The organism is Halomonas alimentaria (assembly GCF_009902005.1).
Lineage (GTDB): Bacteria > Pseudomonadota > Gammaproteobacteria > Pseudomonadales > Halomonadaceae > Halomonas > Halomonas alimentaria.
Window position 1 is genome coordinate 2203831 of record NZ_WUTT01000001.1, and the last position, 17985, is coordinate 2221815.

Sequence of the window (17985 nt, forward strand, 5' to 3'; positions counted from 1 at the left end):
TCCCTAGCCTCCCCGTTGTCGACGTTCGATGGTCGCCGCGCGTTCGGGGTCCACCCACCAGGCCTCGAGGTCCATGCCGTACTCGGGAGATGGCTCGGGCCAGCCAAACTTGTCCCATACCGCGAGCCGCGTCTCGCCCGAGTGGTAGTGGGGGATGACGATGAAGCGATGGCGCAGTACCCGGTCCAGGGCGCGGGTGAGGGTGTTGAGCGTCTCACGGCTGTCGGCGCGGATCAGACGGTCAACCAGGTCGTCCACCACCGGGTCGGCCAGGCCCATCAGGTTGCGGCTCTGGGGCACCTCGGCGTAGTCGCTGGTCCAGAACTCGCGCTGTTCGTTGCCGGGGTTGTTGGACTGCGGGAACTGTCCGACCACCATGTCGAAATCGAAGCTGCGCAAGCGGTTGAGGTACTGGTTGATATCGACGATGCGGATGGTGCCACGGATGCCCAGGCGTGCCATGTTGCGCAGCATCGGCTGGACCACCCGCTCCATGCCGGTGTCGTAGAGCAGTACCTCCAGCTCCAGCGGCCGTCCCGAATCGGCATCCACCAGGCCGCCGTCGCGGACTTCAAAGCCCGCCTCGCGCAGCAGCACCAGGGCCAGGCGCAGCCGCTCGCGCAGCGTCTCGGGATGGTCCATGGGCAGCGGCTGGCTGAAGACGTCGTCGGGAAGCGCGTCACGCCAGGGCTCCAGCACCTCGAGCTCGGCGTCACTGGGCAGCCCCTCGGCGGCCATCTCGGAGTTCTGGAAGAAACTCTCGGTGCGCCGGTAGGCGTCGTAGAAGATGTTGGCGTTGAGCCAGGGGAAGTCGAAGGTCAGCGCCAGGGCCTCGCGGACCCTCGGGTCCTGGAACGTCTCCTTTCGCAGGTTGAAGATAAAGGCCTGCATCGGTGCCGGCTGGCCATCGGGCACGCTGACCTTGTTCACCAGCCCCTCCTCGAAGGCCGGGAAGTCGTAGCCGGTGGCCCAGGTGGCGGCACGGGCATCGACGCGGTAGTCGAGGATACCCGCCTTGAAGGCTTCCCAGGCAATGTCGCGGTCGCGGTAGTAGTCGTAGATGAGGCGATCGATGTTGTGGCGCCCTCGCTTCGCCGCAAGGTCGCGCCCCCAGTACTCCTCCACCCGCGCATAGACGATGCGCCTGCCCGGGTCGACCTCGGCGATGCGGTAGGGTCCGGAGCCGGGGTGGGCATCGAGGGTCGGAGAGGTGAAGTCACGCCCTTCCCAGTAGTGCTTGGGCAGCACCGGCAGCTGGCCGACGATCAGCGGCAGCTCCCGGGAGTGACTGGACGCAAAGTCGAAACGCACGGTGTCCTCGTCCAGGGCGGTGACGCTCTCCACGTCGGCGTAGTAGGCGCCGTAGAAGGGGTTGCCCTGCTCGGTCAGCAGGGTAAAGCTGAAGACCACATCTTCGGCGGTCACCGGCTCACCGTCGTGGAAACGCGCCTCGGACCGCAGGTCGAACTCGATCCACTCGCGTTCGGGGTCCAGCCGGATGCCCTCGGCCAGCAGGCCGTAGAGCGAGAAGGGTTCGTCGGGATTACCCTCCAGGAGGGTATCGTAGATACGCGAGACCCCGGCCGCCGGCGTGCCGCGGATGATGAAGGGGTTGGTGGAGTCGAAGCTGCCGCCTACCGCCGCCTGAGTCAGAGTGCCGCCTCTGGGTGCCTCGGGATTGACGTAGGGGAAGTGCTCGAAGCCTGCAGGGAGTCCGGGTTCACCGTAGAGGGCCAGGCCGTGGACGGTGGCCACCTCCTCGTCGGCCGGGGACTGGGCCACGGCCGGCAGGCCGCTCAGGCTCAACAGGCCAGCCAGCAGAATGGCAGCGGGCCGGGCGAAAGGCGTTACGGCAGCGGGCCGGCATGAAGGTATTGGCATTCTGACATCCCGTGTCGACAGTGACGCCGGCCAGTGCCGGCGTCGTACCCACTAGGCTTCGCCAGTTAAGGTGTCAGCCCCGGGCATGAAAGACAATACCTGCCTCCTGCTCGGCGGGGCCATCCACGGCCCCGGGGTGCGTTCAGCGCGAGGCGAGGCTGCGCGTCGGCAGCTCGAGCGCCTGTCCGGGCTGAATCAGGTTGCCGGCGATGCCGTTGGCCTGGCGCAGCTCGGCAACGCTGATGCCCTGGCGGGCGGCGATATCGGCCAGGGTGTCGCCGCGGCGTACCACGTAGCTGTCGTCGCCGGCCCCGGCGCTTGCCAAGGACGAAGCGGGCGATGCCAGGCGGGCCATCAGTGCGTCGGCTCGCTCGCTGGGCACCAGCAGTACCCGGTCGTTGCCGGGATGGATGGCGCCACCGGTCACTCCCGGGTTGAGCTCGGCGATGGTGACCTGGGAGACGCCGGCGAGGCGGGCGGCCTCGTCCAGGCGCATCGGGCGCTCCACGGGGATCTTGGCGAAGGCCGGGGCGTCCTCGATCTCGGGGAGGGCGACCTGGTAGTCGTCAGGGGCGTTGATGATGGCGGCGATGGCCTTGAGCTTGGGGACGTAGTTCATGGTCTCCCGTGGCAGCGAGAGGCTCCAGTAGTCGCCACCCTTGCCCTGGGCCATGGCCCGGCGACGGGCCTTGTTGACGGTGCCGGCACCGGCATTGTAGGCCGCCAGGGAGAGCTCGATGTCCCCCTCGTACCACTGGTCTGCCTGATACTCGATATAGTCCAGGGCCGCATAGGTGGAGGCCACCACATCGAGGCGTCCGTCGTAGCCGCGCTGGCGGGATAGCCCCAGGGAGTCGCCGGTGCGTGGCATGAACTGCCACAGGCCGGCGGCGCCGCGATGGGAGCGTGCGGCCGGGTCGAAGGAGCTTTCGATGAAGGGGATCAGGGCGATCTCCCCGGGCAGACCCCGCTCCTCGACCTTCTCGGTGATCCAGGCCAGCCAGGGGCGGGCACGCTCGGTGATTTCGGCAATGTTGTGCGGGGACTGCCGGTAGTGGTCGATCCAGGCCTGCACGCGTGGATCGTGCAGGTCGTCCTGCCACTGGAAGCTGTCGCGCAACCGGCTCCAGGCGTCACGGGTCTCCAGCGCCAGGGCGTCCCAGAAGTGCTGGGTCATGTCGCCGGGGGCGGGCTGAATCGCGCCGTGCTGTGCGGTGCCGGCGGAGTGCTCGAGCGTGGCGGCCTGGCTGTGGGCGCCGGCGGTCATCAGGGCGCCCAGCAGGGCAGCGCTGCTGGCGAAGGCGAATAGCCTGCGGCGAGTGGTGTGGTAGGTCATCCGGAAGTGTTCCTCCAAGGCGCGTCGAGGCCGTCCGATCGTGTCGGAGGCATGTGGCGTCCAGGGATCGAGTTCAGAAGTTGTCCTTCCAGGCGCGCAGGGTGGCGAAGGTCGCCTCGTCGCTGTCGACGTCGCCATGGGCCGAGGCGGCCTGGCGTACGCCGGCATCTGCCACGCGCAGGAAGGGATTGATGCGTTTCTCGCGGGCCATGGAAGTGGGCAGGGTGGGGCGCTCAAGCTCCCTGGCCCGCTGGCACTCCTCCATGGCCTGGGCCACGTCCGGGTTGTGGGGGTCGGCGGCCAGTGCAAAGCGCAGATTGGCCTGGGTATATTCATGAGCGGCGAACACCAGGGTGTCGTCGGGCAGGGCAGCAAGCTTTTCCAGCGAGGCGTGCATCTGCTCTGGCGTGCCCTCGAAGAGGCGGCCACAGCCTGCGCTGAACAGGGCATCGCCGCCGAACAGCAGCGGCGGGATGCCGGCGGTGAAGAAGGCGATATGATCCAGGGTGTGCCCGGGTACCGCGATCACCTCGAACAGCCGTCCCATGACGCGAACCTCATCCCCTTCGGTCACCGGGGTATCGATGCCGCCGATGGACTCGTTGTCGGGCCCGATCACTCGCGGGGAATAGCGCTCGATGAGCTCGGCAAGGCCGCCGGTGTGGTCCCGGTGATGATGAGTGATCAGCACCGTGGAGAGCGTCAGCGACTCGCGCTCGAGCAGTTCGATGACCGGGGCGGCATCGCCCGGGTCTACCACGCACACATCGGGGGTCGTGTCCTGGCGCAGAAGCCAGATATAGTTATCGCTAAAGGCGGGAATCGGTGTCACGCTCAACATGGGCTGAGTGTCCTGAATGGGCATGAACGGTTCGCAAAATCCAGCCAATATGAAGAGCAGGAAGGGACATGTCAACCGAGACCAGCGCCCAGCGCCTTGCCGCGCTGTACCGAGAGGGCCAGGCCTTCTGGTCCTCACCGGCGGGTCAGGCCGTGCGTCACGCCGAGCGAGCCTGCCTGGGGCCGGCCTGCGAGAGGCTCTTCGGCGTGCACAGCCTCGAACTCGGTTTCGGTGATCTGCTGGCCGACATGTGCCCGGTGCGCCATCCACTGAGCTGGGCCCCCACCCGCGAGCTGGCAGAGACTTCCTCCACCCTGGTCTGCGCTCCCGATGCGCTGCCGCTCCCCGATGACAGCCTCAGCCTGGTAGTGGTGCACCATCTGCTGGAGGTTGCCCCGGACCCCCACCACATGCTGCAGGAGGCGGCGCGGGTGACCGCCGACGAGGGGCGGCTCATCCTCTTCGGCTGGATGCCTTTCTCCGCCGGGGGCATGGGGCGGCTGTCGCCGGCCCGGCGACGGGCGCTGCCGTGGCGCGGCCAGTGGCGCGCTCCGGGACGATTGCGGGACTGGCTGGCGTTTGTCGACTTCGAGATCGAGCGGGTAGACTACTGCGCTTTCCACCTGCCTGGCCGGCTGCCCCGAAACACGTTATTCGAGACGCTGGGTCGCCGTCACAATCTGCCGTTGGGCGACAGCTACATGATCCAGGCGTGCCGCCGACCGCAGCTTATCCAGTCTCGGGGAAGCCGACTGCGCTTTACCGCGCCCCTCGGGGGCTCGGCGTTAGGCGCGGCCCGCCTGAATGCCGACGCAGAGGCTCCTCGAGAGGGCGCTTGCCACAAGCAGAGGAGGCCAGCGCTTGAGTGAGCCAGACCTCGGCGATTTACCAGTCTTGAGAGAGAAGTGATGCGTCAGATTGTTCTTGATACGGAAACCACGGGTATCGACCCCAGGGAGGGCCACCGGCTGATCGAGATCGGCGCGGTGGAGATGGTCAACCGCCGGCTGACCGGGCGGACCTACCACCAGTTCATCAATCCCGAGCGCGAGATCGAGGCAGAGGCGATCTCGGTACACGGTATCACCAATGAACGGGTCGCCGACGAACCGCGTTTCGCCGAGATCGTGGATGACTTCTGGGCCTTTATCGAAGGCGCCGAACTGGTCATCCACAACGCCCCTTTCGACGTGGGCTTCATCGACCACGAGCTGTCGATGCTAGATAGTGCTCGTGGCGAGTCACGCCTGGGGCCGGTTGCCGAGCATTGTCGCATCCTGGATACCCTGCAGATGGCTCGGGACAAGCACCCCGGTCAGCGCAACAGCCTGGACGCGCTGTGCAAGCGCTACGAGATCGACAACGGCCACCGTGTCCTCCACGGCGCCTTGCTCGACGCCGAGATCCTGGCGGAGGTCTACCTGGCCATGACCGGCGGGCAGACCGCGCTGCTGCTGGATGCCTCCATGGGCGCGGAGGGCAGCCGGCAGGCGGGGATCCAGCGGCGTCCGGTAGAGCTTTCCGGGGGGCAGCTGAGGGTATCGGCTCCCAGTGACGAAGAGCTCGCCGCCCATCGCCAGAAGCTGGCGCGGATCCGCGAGGCGGCAGGCGAATGCCTTTGGGACAGTATCGAGGGGATCGTGCACTGATGTTGCGTCGTGAGCTGCCTCTGGATGCCCGGCAGGGCCATGTGATTCGCCTGGCCGAGGGACGTATCGCCCCCGCGCCCGATGGCGGTGTGCTGCAGCCGGTGATGCCCTGGACGGCGCAGATGCAGCCGCTGGGCTACTGGCAGGATGTGCCGCTGGCGCTCTCCCTCGAGGCGCAGGCCGGCAGCGACTGGCCGACCGCCCGTGACTGGCTGGCGCGCTTGCCCGAGTCTCGCTTCCCGCTGGTCTCCACGGCCCTCCAGGTGGGCGCCTGGTTGCGTGACCATCGGTTCTGCGGCCGTTGCGGGGCACCGTCCGAGCGACTCGACGCCGAGTTCGCGATGCACTGCCACGCCTGCGGGCACCGCAACTATCCGCGCATCTCACCCTGCATCATTACCCTGGTGACCCACGGCGAGGCCCTGCTGCTGGCGCGCAGCCCACGCTTCCCGCCGGGGCGTTACTCGACGCTTGCCGGGTTCATCGAACCGGGAGAATCGGCGGAGGAGGCGGTACGCCGCGAGATCTTCGAAGAGGTGGGGATTGCCGTGGGACGGGTTCGCTATTTTCGCAGCCAGGCCTGGCCCTTTCCCCACTCGCTGATGCTGGGCTTCTTCGCGGAGGCGGCCAGTCGGCGCATCCGTATCGACGGCGTGGAGATCGCCGATGCCGCCTGGTTCTCCCCACGCCAGCTGCCCCAGCTGCCGCCGCTCTATTCGATCTCACGGGCGCTCATCGAGACCCATCTGGCCGAGGTGGCGGCACGCTAGCGAGGCAGCGGGTCATCGAGGACCGCGCGGCACATCACGGTGGGGGTCATTCGGCAGGGAACAGGCTGGTCAGCTTGGTAGCCAGCATCACGTTACCGGTGGCCTTCAGCTTGCCGGTCATGAAGGCGGTCATGCCGTTGACCTCGCCGGTCATCAGGCCCTTGAGCGTCGCAGTGCTCATGGACAGGCTGACGGACGGGTCGTCATGTTCTCCTTCCGCGACGCTCAGCTCGCCATCCTTGATGACCAGGTAGTGGCTGTCGGCATCATCGAAGTGGAACTGGAAGACCTCGTCCATGCCGCTGGCGGCCTGCGGGTCGAAGCGGGAGGTCAGCGTGTCGAGGGTGGACTGGCTCATTCGTGGCTCCTGATGGGTGTTTGACCCCGGGAGCGTATTTAAAACGATTGTTTAAATCAAGCGGGCCGACAGACCGCCGACGCACTCGAGGGGCGGAGGCCGCTCACGCTATCGAGCGGTCGGGGCCGCAGAGGAGGCGACGATGGGAGATTGGCTGGCGGATTTCGGACTGTTCCTGGCCCAGTTGCTGAGCCTGGTGATGGTCGTCGGGCTCGCGGTCGTGGTGGTGGGCAAGCTGCGCGGCGACGCGGGCAGTGACTCGCGACTCAAGCTCGAGGAGCTCAACCGGGGACACGATGCCCGAAGGCGGCGGCTGCGCCTGGCGGCCACTGAACCGGGGGGCCGCAAGCGCCTGGTAAAGGCGTTTCGCCGTGAGGACAAGGCGCGTGGCAAGGCTGGCAAGGGGGAGCAGGGGCAGGGCCGCCCGACGGTCTGGCTGCTCGACTTCCACGGTGATATCCGGGCCAGCGGTACCGGCCGCTTTGCCGAGGAGATCTCGGCGGTGATAGCAGCCGCGAAGTCGGGGGACGAGGTAGTGGTGCGCCTGGAGTCCGCTGGTGGCCTGGTGCATGCCTATGGCCTGGCCGCCGCGGAACTCGATCGCCTGCGCGAGGCGGGACTGACCACCACCGTCTGCGTAGACAAGGTGGCTGCGAGTGGCGGCTATCTGATGGCATGCGGTGCAGACAGTGTCCGGGCGGCACCGCTGGCGGTGCTGGGGTCGATCGGCGTGGTGGCCCAGGTGCCCAATGTGCACCGCCTGCTAAAGCGTCACGACATCGATGTCGAGGTGCTGACCGCCGGACGCTACAAGCGGACCCTGACGGTACTCGGCGAGAATACTGAGGAGGGGCGCGAGAAGTTTCTCGACGACCTGGAGACGACACACGAACTCTTCAAGCGCCACGTGGCGAAGCGTCGCCCGGCACTGGATATCGAGGCGATCGCCACCGGGGAGGTCTGGTACGGCAGCGAGGCCCTCGACAAGGGGCTGGTCGATGCGCTGGGGACCAGCGAGGCCTATCTGGTGGAGCGCATGCGCGAGGCGAAGGTCATCCGGGTTCGGCTTGAACCACCGCGTCGGCTCGCCGAGCGCCTGGGGATGGCGGTATCGATGGGAATCGAGCGCGCACTGCTGCGCGGAGCGGAAGTGCTCGATGCCAGTCGCTGGCAGAAGCGCTAGCCCCGGGAGCCACGGTCCGGGGATTTTTCCCGTTCAACTGTCAGCCATGCCGAGGTTGACCAGGGTGGCGATGATGGCCCTGGCACTCTCCCCCTGCAGCGAGTAGTAGATGGTCTGGGAGCTGCGACGCGTGGTCACCAGTTCCTCCCGGCGCAGGATCGCGAGATGCTGGGAGAGTGCCGACTGACTGAGGGTCAGTTGTGCATTGAGTTCGGTCACCGACATCTCGCCCCCGTCGAGCAGGCAGAGGATACGCAGTCGGTTGTCGTTGGCCATGGCCTTGAGCAGGGCCGTGGCGCTATCGATGGCGCCGCTGCCCCCTTTGATGAGTCTTTCTGCCTCGTGGCTGGGAGTGTGCATGGCGTGTCCCCGCGCTACGCGTGAGTGGAAAGGTCGAGTCGCACACGATGGCGCACCGTGACCGTATATTGAGTTTTACTCAAGCATAGCCTAGTCCCCGCCGAGCGCGCGCGTTGAATTGACGTCTTTTGCGAGTTGTTTTCGCGCCTGTTGTTGACAATAAAACTTCAGGCATTGCATCTTTCGTCGAAAATTAGCCTATCGTATGAGGGTGTTTCGGGGTTTGTGCTTTACAGTGTCAACAATCATCCGCACTGGACCGTGACAGGAACGCCATGAGCACCTACACCAACGAATTCCGCCGTTCGATTGACCACCCCGAGGCCTTCTGGGCCGAGCAGGCCCGACGCATTCCCTGGTTCAAGGAGCCCCAGCGCATTCTCGACTACGACGAGGCCAATCACGCGCGCTGGTACGGTGATGGCGAGCTGAACATCGCCTATGCCGCCCTCGACCATCATGTCGAGCAGGGCAGAGGAGAGCAGCCGGCTCTCCTCTGGGACTCTCCGGTAACCGACAGCAAGCGCACCATCACCTACCGCGAGATGCGCGACCAGGTGGCGAGCTTTGCGGGGGCGCTCAGGGACCTGGGTGTGGAGAAAGGCGACCGGGTGGTGATCTACATGCCCATGGTGCCCGAGGCCCTGGTGGCCATGTACGCCTGTGCCAGGCTCGGTGCCGTGCACTCGGTGGTGTTCGGTGGCTTCGCTCCCCATGAGCTGGCCGTGCGTATCGAGGATGCCGCTCCCAAGGTCGTGGTAGCGGCTTCCTGCGGCGTCGAGGTCAACAAGGTCCTGCCCTACAAGCCGATCATCGATGCGGCCATCGAGCAGAGTGCCCACAAGCCCGATGCCTGCGTGATCTTCCAGCGTGAGCAGCACGTTGCCGAACTGGGGCAGCGCGACCATGACTGGGCAGCCCTGGTGGAGAAGGCGACGCCTGCCGACTGCGTGCCGGTGAAGGGTACCGACCCGCTCTATGTGCTCTACACCTCCGGCACCACCGGCAAGCCCAAGGGCGTGGTCCGCGACACCGGCGGCTATGCGGTGGCGCTGGCCTACTCCATGGATGTGATCTACGACGTGGCCCCGGGTGAGGTGTTCTTCTCGGCTTCGGATGTGGGCTGGGTGGTTGGCCACTCCTATATCGTCTATGCGCCGCTGCTGCGCGGGGCTACCAGCGTGGTCTACGAGGGCAAGCCGGTTAAGACGCCCGATGCCGGTGCCTTCTGGCGGCTGATCGAGGAGTATCGGGTGAAGAGCTTCTTCACCGCGCCGACCGCCTTCCGCGCCATCAAGAAGGAGGACCCGGACGGCAAGCTGCTGGCCGAGTACGACATTTCCAGCCTCAAGGCGCTGTTCCTGGCCGGCGAGCGCCTCGACCCGCCCACCTTTCATTGGCTCGACGACCTGCTCGACGTGCCGGTGATCGACCACTGGTGGCAGACCGAGACCGGTTGGCCCATCGCCGCCAATCTGCACGGCCTGGAACCCATGCCTACCAAGGCGGGGAGTGCCACCGTGCCGGTGCCGGGGTTCGACGTGCAGATCCTCGATCGTGAGGGGGAGCAGGTTGGGCCCATGGAGCAGGGCAGCGTGGTGATCAAGCAGCCCATGCCGCCCGGTTGCCTGACCGGGGTGTGGGGTGACCCGCAACGCTTCCACGCGGCCTATATGGCGGCCTTCCCGGGCTACTATCTGACCGGGGACGGTGGTTATGTCGATGAAGATGGCTACCTGTTCATCATGGGACGCACCGATGACGTCATCAACGTCGCGGGCCATCGCCTCTCCACCGGCGAGATGGAAGAGGTCGTGGGCGCGCACCCTGCAGTGGCGGAGTGCACCGTCATCGGGATCCATGATGCGCTCAAGGGGCAGCTGCCGGTGGGCCTGGTGATTCCCAAGGATGGCTTCCATGGCCGCGAGGTGGAGCTGGAGGAGGAGCTGATTGCCCTGGTGCGTGAGAAGATCGGCCCCATCGCCTGTTTCAAGCAGGTGCTGGTGGTGGACCGCCTGCCCAAGACACGCTCCGGCAAGATCCTGCGCAAGCTGCTGCGCAATATCGCCGACGGCAAGGAGTTCGGCATACCCTCGACCATCGATGATCCGGCGAGCCTCGAGGAGATTCATGAGGCCATGAAGGCCCGCGAGGTCGGCGCCGCCCACGACGCCCGCCAGGTCTGACCCGCGAGCCATCCAGCGACAACGCACGCCGCCCCCCCCTGGGGCGGCGTGCTGCGTCTGGTAGGGCAGGGCTATCGCTTTGGGGTTAACGGCGAGAGCCCTATCTGTTGGGGTGGATGCATGGCCAGCGGGCGAGTCAGTCCGTATAATGCGCCCGCGCCGGCAGATGCCGGCGCCTTCCTGCATGAGGGTTCCCTCACCCCTCCACCAAAAAAGGACCCGAGATGTTCGTGCTTTCCGACTCCCAGTATCGCCGCTGCCTGGCGCTGCTCGTCACCTTCCATATCGCCGTGATCGCCGCCAGCAACTACCTGGTGCAGTTGCCCTTCACGCTATTTGGCTACCACACCACCTGGGGCGCCTTCAGCTTTCCCTTCATCTTCCTGGCCACCGACCTGACCGTGCGCCTCTTCGGCAAGGGGCCGGCTCGAGCCATCATCATGCGGGTGATGCTGCCGGCGCTGGTGATCTCCTATGTCGTCTCGGTGGTGTTCCCGCGTGGCGGCTTCGCCGGCGTGGAGGCCCTGGGCGAGTGGAACCTGTTCGTCGCCCGCATCGCTGTGGCCAGCTTCATGGCCTACGTGCTGGGGCAACTGCTCGACGTGCACGTGTTCGACCGCCTGCGGCGTCTGCGCGCCTGGTGGGTGGCGCCGGCAATCTCCACGGTGGCGGGCAATCTGGCCGATACCTTCGCCTTCTTTGCGATCGCCTTCCACAATAGCCCCGACGCCTTCATGGCGGCCAACTGGCTGGAGATCGCCTGGGTCGACTACGTGATCAAGCTGGTCATTAGCCTGCTGTTCTTCCTGCCGCTCTACGGGGTACTGCTGGCCTGGCTGAGCCGTCGCCTGGTGGCCGTCACCGGCAGCGACGATCTCGCACCCGAGGTGGCGCGTGCCCGCTACTGATACGCCAACCGACACTCCTGGACGAGGACTACCTCATGCCTATCGAGCTCAATTACCTGGATACCGGTGGCGCTGGCACGCCGCTGGTGGTCATCCACGGCCTGTTCGGCAGTGCCGACAACTGGCGCTCACATATCAAGGCCTGGGAGTCCAGTCGCCGGGTCGTGGCGGTGGACCTGCGTAACCATGGTCGTTCGCCGCATGTCACCGGGATGGGCTATGCGGAGATGGCCGGAGATGTGCTGGCGCTGCTCGACCGCCTGTCTATTCCGTGCGCCCATCTACTCGGCCACTCCATGGGCGGCAAGGTCGTGATTTCCCTGGCCCGTCTGGCGCCCGAGCGCGTGGCGTCGCTGATCGTCGGCGACATCGCGCCGGTGGCCTATGGACACGACCACGACAGCGTATTCGCGGGGCTGCGCCGGGTGGTGGAGGGCCGCCCGGCCAATCGCCGCGAGGCCGATGCGTTGCTGGCCGAACATGTCAGCGAGAAGGCCGTGCGACTGTTCCTGGCCACGAATCTGGTGCGCGGCGAGCCAGAGGGCATGGCACTGCGCCTGGGGCTGGACGAGATCCAGGATGACTACGAGTCGATCATGGGAGAGCCGGCCGGCAGCGAGCCCTTCACCGGGCCGACCCTGGTGCTGCGAGGCCGCGATTCTCACTATGTCGCCGATGAGCACCTGCCGGCACTTCATGAGGTGCTGCCGGAGGCCCGGCTGGTGACGCTGGAAGCGGGGCACTGGCTGCATGCCGAACAGCCCGAGGCATTCCGTGAGTCCATCGATGAATTCCTCGCGGCCGTGGAGTCGGGTGCCGCCTGACCCTCAGTCGGCGCCGAGGTCCACCGCAAGACGTTCCAGCGGGCTGATCGATTCGATCAGCCCGTTTTCGTGGAGGTAAGCCTCGACCTGGCCATAGCGCCGACTGTCCAGCGCCGCGGGCTGGGCGCTCAGGCGCATCAGGGTGGCGTTCCAGGCGTCACGGTTGGCGGGGGTGTCGATGGTCGGCTCCAGTTCGACCAGGGCCTCCCATGCCATCTCGGGGTTCTCGATCATCCATAGGGTGGTGTCACGCAGGATGTCGACAAGCTCGATGATGGGCTCCCGGAGACGGGCCAGGCGGTCGCGGTTTGCCACAAGGATCAGCCCGTCGTGGAACGGGATGCCGTGCTTCTCGACGTTGAGCTGGCGGGTCGACACGCCGCGATCCGCCAGCTGGCGCGGCAGCGTCAGGCGCAGCGGCGTCACCAGGCCGTCCAGGGACTGTTCGGTCATGGCGGTGGCCAGGGCGAAGCCGGTCTCTACCATGCTCACCTCACCCTGGGCGATGCCGTGGGGGGCAATCAGGGCGGGAAGCAGGATGTCGCGGCCATCCTCGGTGGCGTACCCGAGGGTGAGCCCGGCGAGGTCCTCCGGTCCCTCGACGTCGGTGGATTCGCGGATCACCACGCCGGCCAGCGGGGTATCCGCCAGTGTTGCCACGCGAACAGCAGACTTGCCGCGCGCGACCTGGAGATGCAGCTGCAGCTGATGGGTGAGTGCCAGGTCGACCAGGTTGGCATCCAGGAGACGCAGCGGGGCACCGGGGTCGGCCGGGGTCGTGAGTTCCAGCTCCAGTCCCTCGCGCTGGGGCAGCCCGTTGCCCGCCGCCAGGATCAGGGCGGCATGATGCAGGCCGGGATACCAGTCGAGCATGATCGTCAGTGACTCGAGCGGCGGGGGTTCCAGCGGCTCGGCAGGCGCGTGGGTCACGCTGGGGACCGGCGTATCGGGCTCGGCTCCTGCCGTCTCGTCGACAGGCGGCTCCTCGATCCTGGGCAAGCTCGGGGTTGCCGTCTGTTGTTCGGGGGTGGCGTCGAGGTCGGGCACCATGACATCGCCACCGAGGGTCAGCGGAGCCTCGGGGGGCTCCAGGCTCTCTTCTGCCCAGGTCAGGGAGGTGAGTAGTCCCAGGGCCAGCAGCAGGCACAGGACGAGACGCGAACATCGCCAGAGAACAGAGGCAGGGTGGTTGGGCATTCACGGGCTCCGCGACGAGATAAGGGGGCGCTTGGCCGGAGCCAAGTGTATCCGCGACGCGGACTGTGTGGCCAGTTGCTCGCCATCGGCATCGCGCGGTCATAGGCCGCATGCGATAATGCAATGTCAGCCATCGAGAGGATGCCATGGACGTCATCAATACCCTGTTCTTCTTCACCGGGCTGCTGATCGCCTTGAGCGTGCTGGGCAGTCGACTTTCCAGCCTCATCGGGCTTCCCCTGCTGCTGATCTTCCTCGGCCTGGGAATGCTGGCTGGGGAAGAGGGGTTGCTGGGTATCCGCTTCGACAACTATCCATTGGCCTTCATCATCAGCCATCTCGCCCTGGCGATGATCCTTCTCGACGGCGGGCTTCGTACCCGCCTGAAGACCTTTCGCGTAGGCTTCAGGCCGGCCCTGTCGCTGGCCACCCTAGGGGTCTTCATCACCAGCGGCCTGGTTGGCCTTTTCGCCATGTGGGTCTTCGAGCTCACCCTGATCCAGGGGTTGCTGGTGGGGGCCATCGTTGGCTCGACCGACGCCGCGGCGGTGTTCTCCATGCTCAGCGGCCGAGGGCTGAACCTCAACGAGCGGGTCGGGGCGACACTCGAGATCGAATCCGGAACCAACGATCCCATGGCGATCTTCCTGACCATGGTGCTGGCCGAGCTGCTGGTCGGCCAGATCGATGGTCCCCTGGAGACCGGGCTGCTGCTGGTCGAGCAGTTCGGCCTGGGCCTGCTGATCGGTTTGGGGGCCGGCTGGTTGAGTGCGCGACTGCTGCGCTGGGTGGACCTGGCCCCCGGCCTCTATTCGCTGCTGGCCCTGTCGTTGGGGTTCTGCATCTTCGGCCTGACCAGCTTCCTCGGCGGCAGCGGTTTCCTGGCGATCTACCTGGCGGGCCTGATGATCGGTAACCAGAAGGGCCGTCATCTCAACTTCATCCTGCCGGTACACGATGGCCTGGCCTGGCTGAGCCAGATCGGACTGTTCCTGATGCTCGGCCTGCTGGTATCGCCCTCCGAGCTCCTTCACTATGCGTTGCCGGCGACGCTGGTCGGCCTGATGCTGATCTTCGTGGCGCGGCCGATCGCCGTGGTCATCGCGCTCAAGCCGTTCTTCAAGTTCCGCTGGCGCGAGGTCGGCTTCATCTCCTGGGTGGGGCTGCGTGGCGCGGTGCCCATCGTGCTGGCCATCTTCCCGGTCATCAGTGGGGTGGAGGGGGCCTCGCTGTACTTCAATGTGGCCTTTGCGGTCGTGCTGCTGTCGCTGCTGGTACAGGGAGGTACGCTGTCGCTGATGGCCCGCTGGACCCGCGTGTTGATGCCCAGCACGGTGACCCCCAACCATCGCGGCCCGCTGGGAATCCTGCCCGAGAACGACTACGAGATGTTCGTCTATCGAGTCGATAACGAGGACATCGCCGATACCCCCATCCGCCTGCTGCGCTTCCCCTCCGGTGCCCTGATCTCGGCGCTGTTTCGTGAGCACGCCATGCTGCACCCCAAGGGCAGTACCCGGCTGCAACTGGGCGATGTGCTGTGTGTGATCGGCCGCAGCGAGGACCTGCCGGCGCTGAACCGGCTGTTCAATGGCGAGGCCAAGCTCAAGCAGGAGCGTGCCTTCTTCGGTACCTTCACCTTCGACGGTGACGCCAGGATGCAGGACATTGCCGATGCCTACGGGCTGACCCTGAGTCCCGGCGAGCGGGAAATGAGCCTGAGTGACTTCGTGTCGTTGCGCGTCGGTGGCCACCCGGTGGTGGGTGACGACGTCGACTGGCATGGCATCCACTGGGTGGTCAGCGAGATGGAGGGCAACCGTGTGACCCGGGTCGGCCTGCGACTCTACTGATGGCCGCTAAGGCCTTGATCGCATTTGGCTCTTGACCGAGGCACGAAAACTGGTAATATTCTCCGCCGTAAGCCGGAGGGATGGCAGAGCGGTTGAATGCACCGGTCTTGAAAACCGGCAAGGGTTAACGCCCTTCCAGGGTTCGAATCCCTGTCCCTCCGCCATTACACTAGGAAAAGCCACTGTTTACAGTGGCTTTTTTTATAGGCAGCGGTGTTCTGGAGCTGGCTATCATGCACGTTTCCTTGAGGCCACCCGAATGGCACTGAAAGCCACCATTTTCAAGGCAAGGCTCCAGATTGCCGATATGGATCGCCACTACTACGGCGAACATTCTCTCACCCTTGCCCGCCATCCGTCGGAGACCGACGAGCGCATGATGCTCCGCGTGCTGGCCTACGCGCGACATGCCCATGAGGATCTTGCCTTCGGCCGCGGCGTCAGTACCGACGACGAGCCCGATCTGTGGATCCGCAACCTGAGCGGCGAGATCGAGCTCTGGATTCAGCTGGGTCAGCCGGATGAGCGCGAGATTCGCCGTGCCTGCGGCCGCGCGCGGCAGGTGGTGCTCTATACCTACAGCGGCCAAGGCGCCAGGGTCTGGTGGGAACAGCTGGGCAGAAAGCTGGCGAGCCTAGGTAATCTCAGCGTCTACGACATTCCCCCGGAGAGCATGGCAGTACTTGGCCAGCTGGCGGGCCGCGGCATGGATCTCAATATCACCATTCAGGATGGCGCCATCTGGTTGGCCAATGCGGAGACGGCGCTAGAGGTCAACGTCGAGGCGCGCCAGGAAGCCGTCCCGAGTCGGATGTAAGCGAGCCAAAGCCTGAGCGGGTACCGGCCCGCGTAGATCATCGTCTTGCGACGAGCGTCGGTAACTCTCAGAGTAGGTAAACATCCCTGTCGCCGTGAGTCCCGCATGTCGATTACCGAAGCCCCCCACGTCTTGACCCGCCCGATTCCCGCGGTCTCCACCGCCCTGATCTGGAACGACCGCATCCTGATGGTGCGTCGTGCCCATGCGCCCAACGCAGGGCGGCTGGCTCTTCCTGGCGGCAAGGTCGAGCCAGGGGATACGTTGCAGGCCGCCGCCGAACGCGAACTCCTCGAGGAGACTGGGCTGCAAGCGCGTGCCGGGGAGGTCTTTACCGCCATCGATGTGTTCGACCATGAGATCGACGGTAGTCTGCGCGGCCACTATGTGATCATCGTCCTGCGCATGGAGTGGCAGGGCGGCGAGGAGGCCGCCGCCAGCGATGCCACGGAGCTGGTCTGGCTGGATGAAGAGGCGCTGGAGGCCGCAGGTAGCGATGTCTGTTCCACAGCAGCGGGTGTTGCCAGGGCCTTGCTGCGGGGGGCACATTTGGGGGCATGAGTGCAGAAACAGCGTTGAGTGCTGTTCCCTCAAGCTCTTGCGTGCGGAACTTCCAGGCGGCATGCTAGTCCACTGGCAAGATCAATTGACGACAGGGAGCACAGGATCAATGGCCTATCAAGAGTCACAGATGACCCGCCAGGAGACCCAGACCCGGGTGTCCAGCACCGACAAGGTGCTGCGCAATACCTACGGGCTGCTGGCCATGACGCTGCTCTTCTCCGCCGTGACCGCCGGTGCCGCCATGGCGATGGGCATCGAGCGCATGAATATTTTTGTCTTCTTCATCGGCGCCTACGGACTGATGTTCCTGGTCCACAAGACTGCCCACTCCGCGATGGGGCTGCTCACCACCTTCGCCTTTACGGGTTTCATGGGCTTCACCCTCGGCCCGATTCTCAACGCCTACCTGGCGCTGCCCAATGGCGCTGCCCTGGTGATGAATGCCCTGGCCATGACCGGCCTGACCTTCATCGGCCTCTCCGCTGTTGCACTGGTGACCAAGAAGGACTTCAGCTTCCTGGGTAACTTCATGATGGCAGGCGCCATCGTGCTGGTCCTGGCCATGGTGGCCGGGCTGATCTTCCAGATTCCCGCCCTGATGCTGATGGTTTCCGCCGGTTTCGTGCTTTTCTCCTCCGCGGCGATCCTCTACCAAACCAGCGAGATCGTGCACCGCGCCGGTGAGACCAACTATATCCTGGCCACCATCACCCTCTACGTATCGATCTATAACCTCTTCGTCAGCCTGCTCTCCCTGCTGGGGATCATGAGCAACGACTGATCGAAGCTACGACAGGCCAATGATATGGCTGGCCCCGCCTAGGCGGGGCCAGCCTGTTTTCAGGAGACCCCCGGATGCGTTACGCCATCCTTCTGCTCGATGCCCCCTACACCAGCCAGGCGGTCCACTCGGCGCTACGCTTCACGCGTGCGCTGCTGGCCAAGGGTCATGTCGTCGACGGGGTGTTCTTCTACCATGATGGCGTGCATAACGCGGCCAGGCTGGCTGCCCCGCCCCAGGACGAACCCCACCTGGTTGATGCCTGGGCCGAGCTGGCCCGCGAGCATGCCGTGCCCCTGCAGGTCTGTATTGCCGCCGCCCTCAGGCGCGGCCTGCTCGACGAGCAGGAGGCCGCACGACACGGCAAGCAGGGTTGCAGCGTCGAGCCCCCCTTTGAACTGACGGGGCTGGGTCAGTTGGTCGATCTTGGCCTGCGCTGCGATCGGCTGATCACGTTCGGCCCTTGAGGAGAACCCC

The 17985-nt window shown here is 65.6% G+C and carries 18 protein-coding genes and 1 tRNA gene; 13 read left to right on the forward strand and 6 right to left on the reverse strand.

Annotation, left to right across the window (positions count from 1 at the left end; all coding sequences use genetic code 11):
- Positions 1-3: 3 nt before the first annotated feature.
- From GRB96_RS10435 to gloB, 3 genes are all read right to left on the reverse strand, one after another.
- Complete coding sequence (locus tag GRB96_RS10435) at positions 4-1881, reverse strand: extracellular solute-binding protein (RefSeq protein WP_161432076.1); 1878 nt, start codon at positions 1879-1881, stop codon at positions 4-6.
- 142 nt (positions 1882-2023) lie between these two features.
- Positions 2024-3217, reverse strand: a complete 1194-nt coding sequence (locus GRB96_RS10440; protein WP_161432077.1) for a transglycosylase SLT domain-containing protein — start codon at positions 3215-3217, stop codon at positions 2024-2026.
- 73 nt (positions 3218-3290) lie between these two features.
- Positions 3291-4058: a hydroxyacylglutathione hydrolase gene (gloB, locus tag GRB96_RS10445; RefSeq protein ID WP_161432078.1), complete on the reverse strand. Its 768-nt coding sequence runs from the start codon at positions 4056-4058 to the stop codon at positions 3291-3293.
- A 68-nt stretch (positions 4059-4126) separates the two neighbouring features.
- Between gloB and GRB96_RS10450 the strand changes: the two genes are divergently transcribed.
- From GRB96_RS10450 to nudC, 3 genes are read left to right on the forward strand one after another with little or no spacing between them, the layout of a single operon-like run.
- Entirely contained in the window at positions 4127-4927 is an 801-nt protein-coding gene (locus GRB96_RS10450; RefSeq protein ID WP_161432079.1) for a class I SAM-dependent methyltransferase, read from the forward strand.
- Between the two features lie 39 nt (positions 4928-4966).
- On the forward strand, positions 4967-5707 hold the full coding sequence (dnaQ, locus tag GRB96_RS10455; RefSeq protein ID WP_161432080.1) for a DNA polymerase III subunit epsilon: 741 nt from the start codon (positions 4967-4969) through the stop codon (positions 5705-5707).
- Positions 5707-6477 carry an NAD(+) diphosphatase gene (gene nudC, locus GRB96_RS10460; RefSeq protein ID WP_161432081.1) on the forward strand — a complete coding sequence of 257 codons (771 nt, stop codon included), beginning with the start codon at positions 5707-5709 and terminating at the stop codon, positions 6475-6477. Before dnaQ ends, nudC begins: the two co-directional genes overlap by 1 nt.
- Before the next feature lie 46 nt (positions 6478-6523).
- Here the strand turns inward: nudC and GRB96_RS10465 are convergent, their stop codons facing one another.
- Positions 6524-6835 (reverse strand): SCP2 sterol-binding domain-containing protein, encoded by a 312-nt coding sequence (locus GRB96_RS10465; RefSeq protein WP_161432082.1) that lies wholly within the window; start codon positions 6833-6835, stop codon positions 6524-6526.
- Positions 6836-6977: 142 nt separating this feature from the next.
- On the opposite strand from GRB96_RS10465, the gene sohB reads away from it, so the two are divergent.
- Entirely contained in the window at positions 6978-8018 is a 1041-nt protein-coding gene (gene sohB, locus GRB96_RS10470) for a protease SohB (protein WP_161432083.1), read from the forward strand.
- Between the two features lie 33 nt (positions 8019-8051).
- Here the strand turns inward: sohB and GRB96_RS10475 are convergent, their stop codons facing one another.
- Positions 8052-8378 (reverse strand): ArsR/SmtB family transcription factor, encoded by a 327-nt coding sequence (locus tag GRB96_RS10475; RefSeq protein WP_161432084.1) that lies wholly within the window; start codon positions 8376-8378, stop codon positions 8052-8054.
- Between the two features lie 254 nt (positions 8379-8632).
- Between GRB96_RS10475 and GRB96_RS10480 the strand changes: the two genes are divergently transcribed.
- From GRB96_RS10480 to GRB96_RS10490, 3 genes are all read left to right on the forward strand, one after another.
- Positions 8633-10564, forward strand: coding sequence for a propionyl-CoA synthetase (locus GRB96_RS10480; RefSeq protein ID WP_276608760.1), 1932 nt, complete (start codon positions 8633-8635; stop codon positions 10562-10564).
- 224 nt (positions 10565-10788) lie between these two features.
- Entirely contained in the window at positions 10789-11472 is a 684-nt protein-coding gene (locus GRB96_RS10485; RefSeq protein WP_161432086.1) for a 7-cyano-7-deazaguanine/7-aminomethyl-7-deazaguanine transporter, read from the forward strand.
- Between the two features lie 35 nt (positions 11473-11507).
- Complete coding sequence (locus GRB96_RS10490) at positions 11508-12296, forward strand: alpha/beta fold hydrolase (RefSeq protein WP_161432087.1); 789 nt, start codon at positions 11508-11510, stop codon at positions 12294-12296.
- A 3-nt stretch (positions 12297-12299) separates the two neighbouring features.
- On the opposite strand, the gene GRB96_RS10495 is transcribed toward GRB96_RS10490, so the two are convergent.
- On the reverse strand, positions 12300-13493 hold the full coding sequence (locus tag GRB96_RS10495) for an ABC transporter substrate-binding protein (protein ID WP_161432088.1): 1194 nt from the start codon (positions 13491-13493) through the stop codon (positions 12300-12302).
- A 146-nt stretch (positions 13494-13639) separates the two neighbouring features.
- Between GRB96_RS10495 and GRB96_RS10500 the strand changes: the two genes are divergently transcribed.
- The 6 genes from GRB96_RS10500 to tusD all read left to right on the forward strand — a co-directional run bounded on the left by GRB96_RS10500 (position 13640) and on the right by tusD (position 17975).
- Entirely contained in the window at positions 13640-15346 is a 1707-nt protein-coding gene (locus GRB96_RS10500; protein WP_161432089.1) for a potassium/proton antiporter, read from the forward strand.
- A 74-nt stretch (positions 15347-15420) separates the two neighbouring features.
- Positions 15421-15510 (forward strand) — tRNA-Ser (locus GRB96_RS10505).
- 95 nt (positions 15511-15605) lie between these two features.
- Complete coding sequence (locus tag GRB96_RS10510; RefSeq protein WP_161432090.1) at positions 15606-16163, forward strand: YaeQ family protein; 558 nt, start codon at positions 15606-15608, stop codon at positions 16161-16163.
- A 105-nt stretch (positions 16164-16268) separates the two neighbouring features.
- Positions 16269-16724, forward strand: a complete 456-nt coding sequence (locus GRB96_RS10515) for an NUDIX hydrolase (protein ID WP_161432091.1) — start codon at positions 16269-16271, stop codon at positions 16722-16724.
- 109 nt (positions 16725-16833) lie between these two features.
- Positions 16834-17508, forward strand: a complete 675-nt coding sequence (locus tag GRB96_RS10520) for a Bax inhibitor-1/YccA family protein (RefSeq protein WP_161432092.1) — start codon at positions 16834-16836, stop codon at positions 17506-17508.
- A 74-nt stretch (positions 17509-17582) separates the two neighbouring features.
- The gene (gene tusD / locus GRB96_RS10525) at positions 17583-17975 is read left to right on the forward strand and encodes a sulfurtransferase complex subunit TusD (RefSeq protein WP_161432093.1); all 393 of its coding nucleotides are present in this window, start codon (positions 17583-17585) and stop codon (positions 17973-17975) included.
- Positions 17976-17985: the final 10 nt, after the last annotated feature.

Bases quoted from the DNA above. Each gene is read 5' to 3' on its own strand.
- GRB96_RS10520 (WP_161432092.1), top strand. From the start codon at position 16,834: ATGGCCTATCAAGAGTCACAGATGACCCGCCAGGAGACCCAGACCCGG.
- gloB (WP_161432078.1), bottom strand. From the start codon at position 4,058: ATGTTGAGCGTGACACCGATTCCCGCCTTTAGCGATAACTATATCTGG.
- sohB (WP_161432083.1), top strand. From the start codon at position 6,978: ATGGGAGATTGGCTGGCGGATTTCGGACTGTTCCTGGCCCAGTTGCTG.
- GRB96_RS10435 (WP_161432076.1), bottom strand. From the start codon at position 1,881: ATGCCAATACCTTCATGCCGGCCCGCTGCCGTAACGCCTTTCGCCCGG.
- GRB96_RS10475 (WP_161432084.1), bottom strand. From the start codon at position 8,378: ATGCACACTCCCAGCCACGAGGCAGAAAGACTCATCAAAGGGGGCAGC.
- GRB96_RS10450 (WP_161432079.1), top strand. From the start codon at position 4,127: ATGTCAACCGAGACCAGCGCCCAGCGCCTTGCCGCGCTGTACCGAGAG.
- tusD (WP_161432093.1), top strand. From the start codon at position 17,583: ATGCGTTACGCCATCCTTCTGCTCGATGCCCCCTACACCAGCCAGGCG.
- nudC (WP_161432081.1), top strand. From the start codon at position 5,707: ATGTTGCGTCGTGAGCTGCCTCTGGATGCCCGGCAGGGCCATGTGATT.
- GRB96_RS10465 (WP_161432082.1), bottom strand. From the start codon at position 6,835: ATGAGCCAGTCCACCCTCGACACGCTGACCTCCCGCTTCGACCCGCAG.
- GRB96_RS10510 (WP_161432090.1), top strand. From the start codon at position 15,606: ATGGCACTGAAAGCCACCATTTTCAAGGCAAGGCTCCAGATTGCCGAT.
- GRB96_RS10440 (WP_161432077.1), bottom strand. From the start codon at position 3,217: ATGACCTACCACACCACTCGCCGCAGGCTATTCGCCTTCGCCAGCAGC.
- GRB96_RS10515 (WP_161432091.1), top strand. From the start codon at position 16,269: ATGTCGATTACCGAAGCCCCCCACGTCTTGACCCGCCCGATTCCCGCG.
- GRB96_RS10485 (WP_161432086.1), top strand. From the start codon at position 10,789: ATGTTCGTGCTTTCCGACTCCCAGTATCGCCGCTGCCTGGCGCTGCTC.
- GRB96_RS10500 (WP_161432089.1), top strand. From the start codon at position 13,640: ATGGACGTCATCAATACCCTGTTCTTCTTCACCGGGCTGCTGATCGCC.
- GRB96_RS10495 (WP_161432088.1), bottom strand. From the start codon at position 13,493: ATGCCCAACCACCCTGCCTCTGTTCTCTGGCGATGTTCGCGTCTCGTC.
- GRB96_RS10490 (WP_161432087.1), top strand. From the start codon at position 11,508: ATGCCTATCGAGCTCAATTACCTGGATACCGGTGGCGCTGGCACGCCG.
- dnaQ (WP_161432080.1), top strand. From the start codon at position 4,967: ATGCGTCAGATTGTTCTTGATACGGAAACCACGGGTATCGACCCCAGG.